Origin of the sequence: Halalkalibacter wakoensis JCM 9140 (assembly GCF_000513095.1) — a bacterium.
Lineage (GTDB): Bacteria > Bacillota > Bacilli > Bacillales > Bacillaceae_D > Halalkalibacter > Halalkalibacter wakoensis.
In genome coordinates, this window is sequence record NZ_BAUT01000112.1 from 1 (window position 1) to 7,724 (window position 7,724).

The 7,724-nt window shown below is 38.7% G+C and carries 8 protein-coding genes; 6 read left to right on the top strand and 2 right to left on the bottom strand.

What is annotated here, in order from left to right:
• From JCM9140_RS21050 to JCM9140_RS21065, 4 genes are all read left to right on the top strand, one after another.
• Positions 1–481 (top strand): winged helix-turn-helix domain-containing protein (locus JCM9140_RS21050; RefSeq protein WP_034751330.1); only part of this gene is annotated, 481 nt, incomplete at its 5' end.
• Positions 482–1,852, top strand: a complete 1,371-nt coding sequence (locus JCM9140_RS21055; RefSeq protein ID WP_052002453.1) for a sensor histidine kinase — start codon at positions 482–484, stop codon at positions 1,850–1,852.
• A gap of 415 nt (positions 1,853–2,267) precedes the next feature.
• Positions 2,268–2,705, top strand: coding sequence for a DUF5392 family protein (locus tag JCM9140_RS21060; protein WP_052002455.1), 438 nt, complete (start codon positions 2,268–2,270; stop codon positions 2,703–2,705).
• Positions 2,706–2,771: 66 nt separating this feature from the next.
• Positions 2,772–2,951 carry a hypothetical protein gene (locus JCM9140_RS21065; RefSeq protein WP_034751333.1) on the top strand — a complete coding sequence of 60 codons (180 nt, stop codon included), beginning with the start codon at positions 2,772–2,774 and terminating at the stop codon, positions 2,949–2,951.
• Positions 2,952–3,105: 154 nt separating this feature from the next.
• On the opposite strand, the gene JCM9140_RS24040 is transcribed toward JCM9140_RS21065, so the two are convergent.
• On the bottom strand, positions 3,106–3,276 hold the full coding sequence (locus JCM9140_RS24040) for a hypothetical protein (RefSeq protein WP_156314952.1): 171 nt from the start codon (positions 3,274–3,276) through the stop codon (positions 3,106–3,108).
• Between the two features lie 664 nt (positions 3,277–3,940).
• On the opposite strand from JCM9140_RS24040, the gene JCM9140_RS21070 reads away from it, so the two are divergent.
• Together JCM9140_RS21070 and JCM9140_RS21075 are read left to right on the top strand one after the other, a co-directional pair.
• The gene (locus JCM9140_RS21070) at positions 3,941–5,641 is read left to right on the top strand and encodes a YcdB/YcdC domain-containing protein (RefSeq protein ID WP_034751336.1); all 1,701 of its coding nucleotides are present in this window, start codon (positions 3,941–3,943) and stop codon (positions 5,639–5,641) included.
• 34 nt (positions 5,642–5,675) lie between these two features.
• Entirely contained in the window at positions 5,676–6,161 is a 486-nt protein-coding gene (locus JCM9140_RS21075; protein WP_156314953.1) for an S-layer homology domain-containing protein, read from the top strand.
• Positions 6,162–6,314: 153 nt separating this feature from the next.
• Here JCM9140_RS21075 and JCM9140_RS22860 read toward each other — a convergent pair whose 3' ends face one another.
• Positions 6,315–7,331 carry an S-layer homology domain-containing protein gene (locus JCM9140_RS22860; RefSeq protein WP_052002456.1) on the bottom strand — a complete coding sequence of 339 codons (1,017 nt, stop codon included), beginning with the start codon at positions 7,329–7,331 and terminating at the stop codon, positions 6,315–6,317.
• Positions 7,332–7,724: the final 393 nt, after the last annotated feature.

Sequence of the window (7,724 nt, forward strand, 5' to 3'; positions counted from 1 at the left end):
GGAGGATATACGGTCTTTTTTAACCATTCCTATTTTAATGGTGACAGCAAAGGGAGAATCAAAAGATAAGGTGAATGGATTTAATGCGGGAACGGATGATTATTTAGTGAAGCCATTTGATCCGGTCGAATTGCTTTTACGTGTGAAAGCTTTACTAAAGCGTTATAATATAGTTTTAGAAAAAAAAGCAACGGTCGGCTCAACGACCATTGATTTAGATAGGCTTCAGATTCATTCTGATGAAATAGGTTCCTTACAAATAAAAAAGAAAGAATGTGAGCTTCTTTTTACATTGGCTCATTCCCCTGGAAAGATCTTCACAAGAACCCAGCTTATTGAAAGGATTTGGGGTTATGATTATGAAGGGGATGAAAGAACCGTGGATGTTCATATTAAGCGTTTAAGAGAACAATTAATAGCCTATCCAGACTTGATCATTACAACAGTAAGGGGTTTGGGTTACCGTTTAGAGGAGGTATAAGTGTTTAGAGGAACGTTATATACAAAAATTGTTATGATATTTATCGGGATCGTGATTTTCAGTTCGTTGGTGTCCTATGCGATTGGTCATTTTTATTTATTTGATGGTGACTTATTTGGTGAGGAAGTAATAAATAGTTCAATAGGAATTGCGGAGATTATTGAACATTCTGACCCGAATCAACTTGATGAAATTTCTCAAGCATTAGAAAAGCTCAATTATTCTATTCTCCTTTTTGATGAAAATGGTGTTCCGTTATTGGAGCGGTCAGCTTTTTCTGTTTCAGATCACATGCTATCAGAGGTCTTCCACTCAAGGGAAGAAAATGGAACCGCTCTTTTAATGCAGGAGGGAGATGACGCTACCCGGCTCATCGGTATGCCGATTACGGTCGAGAATGAACCTTATGCGTTATTTGTCCATTTGCATTATGAAGAATGGTTGTTTGAGATAGGGAAAATTACTAGAATGTTGTTATTGGTAGTATTAACGATCGGGAGTCTATTAATTTTGCTGGCATCACGATATGTGCTGAATCCGGTAAAAAAACTAACAAATGCTGCAAGAGAAATGGCTAAAGGAAATTTCTCTGTCCGCTTAAAAAGTAAGAATAGAGATGAAGTAGGCGAGCTTATTACGAGTTTTAATCATATGGCATCTGAAGTAGAGAAGATTGATAAGATGCGTGAAGACTTTGTTAGTAGTGTCTCTCATGAATTTCAGTCACCATTAACGTCGATAAGAGGTTTTACGAGAGCTATAAGAGATGAAGTAATTCCGAAACAAAACCAAAAAGAGTACTTAGACATTATTTCCCAAGAAACAGAAAGGTTGTCTCGGCTTAGTGAAAATTTATTGCGTTTGGCTTCATTAGATTCTGAACATCATCCTTATAATCCGGAACGGTTTAGACTAGATGAACAAATTAGACGAACAGTCCTTGCGACAGAACCACAATGGAAAAGTAGAAATGTGCAAATTTCTTTAGATGTCGAACCAGTTGAGATTACGGCAGACAAAGACTTATTAGAGCAGGTTTGGCTTAATCTTCTAACAAATGCCATTAAGTATTCTTTCGAAAACGAAACCATTTTTATAGAATGCAAGAAAGGAACGAGTGCTATATCGGTGAGGTTCAAAGATGTTGGAAAAGGAATACCGAATGAGGAATTGCCTCATTTATTTGAACGCTTTTATAAAGTTGATAAAGCAAGAAGCAGTTCCGTTGAAGGAAACGGTTTAGGTTTATCGATTGTTAAAAAAATCTTATCCCTTCACGGCTATACGATCGATGTGGCTAGCGAAGAAGGGGTTGGATCAACATTTACCGTTCATATCCCACTTATAAAGGAAACAGAAGGAGATTATTAGTTGAAGTGAAGCTAATAATCTTTTTTTGTTGAGATAGTTCATATTCAGTTCATATTCAGTCTTTATAATGTATGCATATAAGGAAGAAATCAATTCTAGGGAGGAAGCTACAATGAACCCGAATGAGAAAATCGCCCCAATCTTCACTCTAAAGGTGTTAAAACCAACAAAACAAATTGTGAAAGAACTAAAGAGTAAGGAGATAAGAGTTGAAATCTGCAGTAGAAAGATCCATTGAAGCGTATTTGTAATTTGGAATTCATCTTTTTGTATGGTGTTTATGCCTAGTTTGTCGGTTAGGTGAAAGTGACGTGTTCGTTCCATTTCACTCCGAGGACAAACGATAGGATAAAGCAACACTCTTACGAAAACAGCCTTTTGAATAGAGAATAAAAACTAGAAAGTAGGGGTTACTATGAAACGAAAAAAAGCCGTTCGTACCGATTCGCTTTATGTTGAAAAAGAATTAGAGACCATCCAAAAACGTGTGGCTCCATTTATGAAAAAAAGTAGTATATTTTCCTTTGTTTCCATCCCCCTAATCTCATTTTCGTTCATTAATTTGTTTATCCTGCTATTTCAGGTTGGAATTACTCAAGAGTTAGCGGTGTTTACTTTATTGATCACCATTGTCGGAGCTTTAGGTGCAGCGTTGTTTAAAGAATCGATCCATTATAATAAAAAAGCGTTAAAAGTATCGATGGATTACATTGTTGAACGGATTTCAAAAAGTGAAACGATGCTTGAAGGTGCGAAAGAGAATTATCTTAAGAAGGTTCATACTCAACCTATACATGTGTTTACTACGTTTAATGAGTTTTTACAGCATGAAGAAAGAATAAAAAAAATGTAGTGAAAAGTGTTGACGTTGAAGTTGATTATAGTAACATGAATATGTGTCAAAAAGGGGTTGGAATTCTTGAAATTGAGTACAATGTTGGAGGAATTATTTCAAATTTATAAAGAACATGGAGAACAGGAAGTAACAATTGATCTATTAACCGAAGAAACGTCAAAACGAGCGGAGATTTGCCATTGTGAATTTTCTGAAGAAAAAGGCGTAACGATAGACATCTTTCTAAAAGTTAGCTCTCACTAATCAAACGAAGGGTTACCATAGATTCTGGTGAATAGGACTTTTAAGAAAATAGAAAACAGAAGGTCGCTCCTTTTTATGAACGCACTGGATTGCTCTTAAGTTTCCTTTTGACCAGGCCTGTTGACTGCCTTTTGCAGCAACAGGTCTTTTTTAGTTATGGAAGAAATCCTTGCAGCAACAGTTTTCCTTTTTGTCTGTTTGTGAAAGAGTCAAATGCAGAGCGTTCCATTTCTCCCACTTTTAATGGTGTAACAAATGGGTTGTTCGGTTTGACAGGAGTGGGGTGTTCCACGATCAAATCAGTTGTGTTTAGGCCTTCGATCACATGATGTCTACCAGTAATAACATCCTCTGTAACGACAGCTTTTCGTTGGACATAGCCTTCTTCTGCTATAATGACAGTTGTTGGAGAACGTTCAAAAACTTCCTAAATCTTGTATAAGAGCAAATAATAGCATAAAACTTTGGGAAAAAACTTATATTTTTAAAATCCATTTAAATTTTAAGTGGTAATTCAGGTGATTGATGGTAAAATAAAAAGTAGGTTTTCTCCTTACTTGTGTACTTTTTAAATATAAGGTGGTTTGGTTGAGCCATCGAAAAAAAAGCACCAGCTACTGGCAGGTGCTTTTTTCCTATGAGGAATTTACACTAGCAAACAAGAAGATGCAGGTCAAATAAGCTTCCTTGTCTTGAAAGTCTTACGAGACTAAGTTATGCGCCAAAATCGGCTTTTTATGAGGGAAAACAGAAATTTATGCGCCAAAATGGTCTTTCTATGCGCGAAACTAGAAATTTATGCGCCTGTAGCAGTGATATGCGCCAAATCTGTGATTTATGCGGTAGGAATAAGCAGATATGCGTCTGAAAATGATTATATGCGCTTAATCAAAACTTACCTATAATATGTAAAAAATATAAAACTTTTACTAAATTAGCTAACAATATATGGTAGTATATGAGATAAGTAGATTATTAGGAGGGATTTTTTGAAAGCATCAAAAATGGGTATTTTAACGTTATCAGTACTGCTTGGTCTTAGTAGTGTTGCTCCAGCAGCAGGCGCTGTGTCAAATGGAGCGGGGATGTCTGAGCAGCAAATTAAAGTATCGTCTGTTGAGGCAAGTGCGATTGATAAAGAAGCATTAATTGAAAAGTTACATGAGTTGTTTCCCGAGAAGTATGATTTTTTAGATTCGCGCGATTTCCATGTCGATCAATTCTATTATCCTGGTTATGACGAAGTGGATGTGGAGCGTACGTCTTTGTTTTTCTCGAAGCAATTAAGCGGAAACAAATACGTTCATGGGAACTTGGAGTTCGTTGGTGAGGATCAACAGCTACAACATTTTTATGCAGATCCAGTGAATGTAGATGGCGCGATGTATCCAGCCAAAGTATCTCAAGATGAGGCAAAAGAAGTTGCAGTAGATTTTCTTGATCGTGTAGCAGAAAGCTCTTCGTACCGTTTACGTGAAGGAGAAGGTTCTCGCTATCATTGGAGAAATCGTACATTAACTGAACCGATCGAGTATGAATTTCATTTTGAGAAGTTACAGTCGGGAGTTCCGGTAACGGGCCAGGGAATTACGGTTGTCGTATTAGGGAACGGAGAAATCGTTCGCTACAATGCTGGTCAATATATGAGTCAGCCCATTACGTACGAAGCAAATGAAGACACTCTTTCAAAATCAGAAGCACTAGATCAAATGAACGATGTGCTAGATGTTGAGCTTCGCTACATAGTGGAACAAAACTACAACGACCGTGAAGCAAAAGCGAGACTTACCTATATTCCTAGACCGTTCTTTGAAGCGATACATGCAATAGACGGTCAGTGGCTAGTGGCACAGGATTTCCTCAGTGATTTACCTGAGAGAAAAGAGATTGAAAAATTAGAAACGAAGTCTACTTCAGAACCAAAGCCAATTACGAAGGAAGAAGTTCTCGCGTTAGCTGAATCGCTACTAGAAGAAGAGACAGAAAGTGGAACGTTACAAATTGGTGGGGTTACAGAAGAGAAAATGGGAGATTTAGAAGTTTTCACAGTGTCTTACTCTTATCGTACAAACAGAGGCTCAAGTGGAACAAGTTTTTCTGTTAATAAACACAACGGCGAAATCATTCAGTTTCACGATATTTCAAAAGACTTCGCTGAATCAACACCGAATGTTACCTTATCTTATGAGCAAGGATTAGAGGCAGCGGTGGATGCATTGAACCGATTTGCACCATATTCGATGAACAACTTTGCCTATCCACTTGATGTTCAATATACAACGGCGGATCGTGGTGTCTATTATTATCAATTCCCTCTAATTAAAAATGGGATTGTCGTAGAAGGGATGGGGTTATCTGTTTCTGTTTCAGCAGAAGATGGTAGTGTTGTCTCTTTCAACAATTACCCCATAACTGTAGATGAATGGCCGTCTACTGAGTTAGCAGTAAGTAAAGACGATGCGTTAGCAGCATTCAAAGAGAAAATGGATCTAACATTACGCTATCAAAACTTAACAAGAAGCGAAAATCGCTCCCATTTCTATCTAGTCTATTCACCTGAATTCCAAGATCCATCCTCATATTATGATGCAACAAAAGGGGAATGGAGCAAGGTGAGTGAGGAAGATACGATCCCTGGACTTTCTAATTTAGAAGGGCATTGCAGAAGAAGAAATTTCTTACTTAGTTGAATCGAACATCCTAACGGTGGCTGATGCGGAGAGCTTGCAACCGAATGCTAAGGTGAGCAAAGGAACGGCCTTAGAAGTATTAGTCAAATCGATTTTCTATGTAGATGATTATCGCTATGTACAAAATCCGAAACAAAGCTTTGAAAATATCGATTCCGATCACCCACTTTATGCAGTAGTCGAATTGGCTGTAGAGAAGGGAATTATTGATCAAAGCGGTAAGACGTTGGATCTAGATGCACCAATTTCGCGTGAAGAACTAGCCTACTGGTTTATTCGCTCGCTAGGCTTAGAAGAAGTGGCTAAGCATCGCAGCATTTATTCAGTTCCATTTGTCGATAAGGAAAAAATAAGTGATGAGTATGTCGGATATGTTGCGCTCGCGTATGCCTTTGGTATTTTCCAAGGAGATCAAAAGCAACAATTCCGTCCGCAAGAACACGTATCATTAGCTCAACTTTCTGTTGCGAACTTCCGCTTTGCTCAAAAAGCAGTGGAATTTGATATTGAACGTTGGTAGTGAAGTCAAGGTGGGTCATGTGGGTCATGGGGACAGGTACCTTGACCCACCTACCTTTATGCGGCAAAGTGAGAATTTTATGCGGCAAAACAAGAATTTTATGCGGCAAACTCACTTTTTTATGCGGCAAACTCAAAATTTATGCGTTTCCGGTTAATAGTTACCAGAAATATCATCAATCAACCAGTTGCTATCGGTCCGCACAAGACTATACTCAAAGTACATCTCACCGCTGTTCATTTCATTCACAGGTTCAATCCCTGTAATGACAACGTAGTTTTGGCCGACAACATGTAACGTAAGATCTTCCATCATTTGAAAGTGGAAAGTTTGAGCTAATGCAGGCCCCCATGACATGAGCTCCTCTTTATAAAACGGCTTCCAAACAGAGTCAATCATCTCATCTGTATAGTAGTTTTCAAAGGTTGGTTTCACCTCCTCAAAAGAAAGAGGTTGATCATGGTAAAAAGCATCTTCCCATTTCTCATACATGGCCATTTCTACTTCACTTTCTGCTTCTAGAATGAGTTCTTCAAAAAAAGCGAGCTCCGGTATTGCTGGCACATTTGGTTTGAAGTCGTCCTCCAATACTCTCGATAAAAAGACGGAAAATTGAGCGCGAGTGGTTGGCTGATTCGGTCGGAATGTGATATCGACCTCATAGCCTGTTGAAATACGGTGGTGAGCTAAATTTTGTATGCTTGAGTAAAAGGTGTTGTTCCTTTTTACATCAGTGAAGCTCGTTTGTGTCGTAGCTTCTTCAAGGTGAAAGGCACGATCAATAATGGCTGCCATTTGCCCTCTCGTTAAAGGAGCATTCGGTAAGAAGTTGCCGTTTCTTCCATGAATAATGCCTTCATCGGCTACGGCTGCAACGTATTCATAAGCATGAAAACCATCACGTATGTCTCGGAATGATGGGGCAGGGCGATTTTCTACGTCTAATTCAAGTGCATGTACAATTATAATCGCTGCTTGTGCTCGGGTCACAGGCTTATTCGGTTTAAACTCTCCTGTTTCATAGCCGCCAATCACTTCTCGTTCATGCAGAAAACGGATTTCATCATCGGCCCAAAAGTCTGTCTCAACATCTGTAAAAGGTGTCTCCGCTAAGGAGACAGAAGGGGTGAGTAAAAGGAAAGCAATGATGAAGCTGATCATCTGTTTCATGATATCTCCTCCAATGTATTATGAATCTACCATAACATAATCATCCTTTTACTAGATAGGGAAAGGTCGTATTTTAGTTAAAGTGAAAGTCAATTAAATATAATACAATTTCTCATCATTCGTTGTGGAACCCTACCTCTATTTGAGGCCACTGAAAAAGTGCCTAACTGCCGCAGGGGAATGACACTCCGCTTTCCGCGGGTGCCCGGTGAGCCTCCTCGCTGTCGCCTACGGGGTCTCACACGTGGGTCACTGCTCCCGCAGGAGTCTACGTGTCATTCCCCTGCTAGGGTTACTTTTGTTACTTTTAGTTATCTTTAACTATTACTCTTATTCTTCTACGATTTCTTTTAAGACATTCATTTTTTAAAAGATGGGATTTAAGCGATTTGT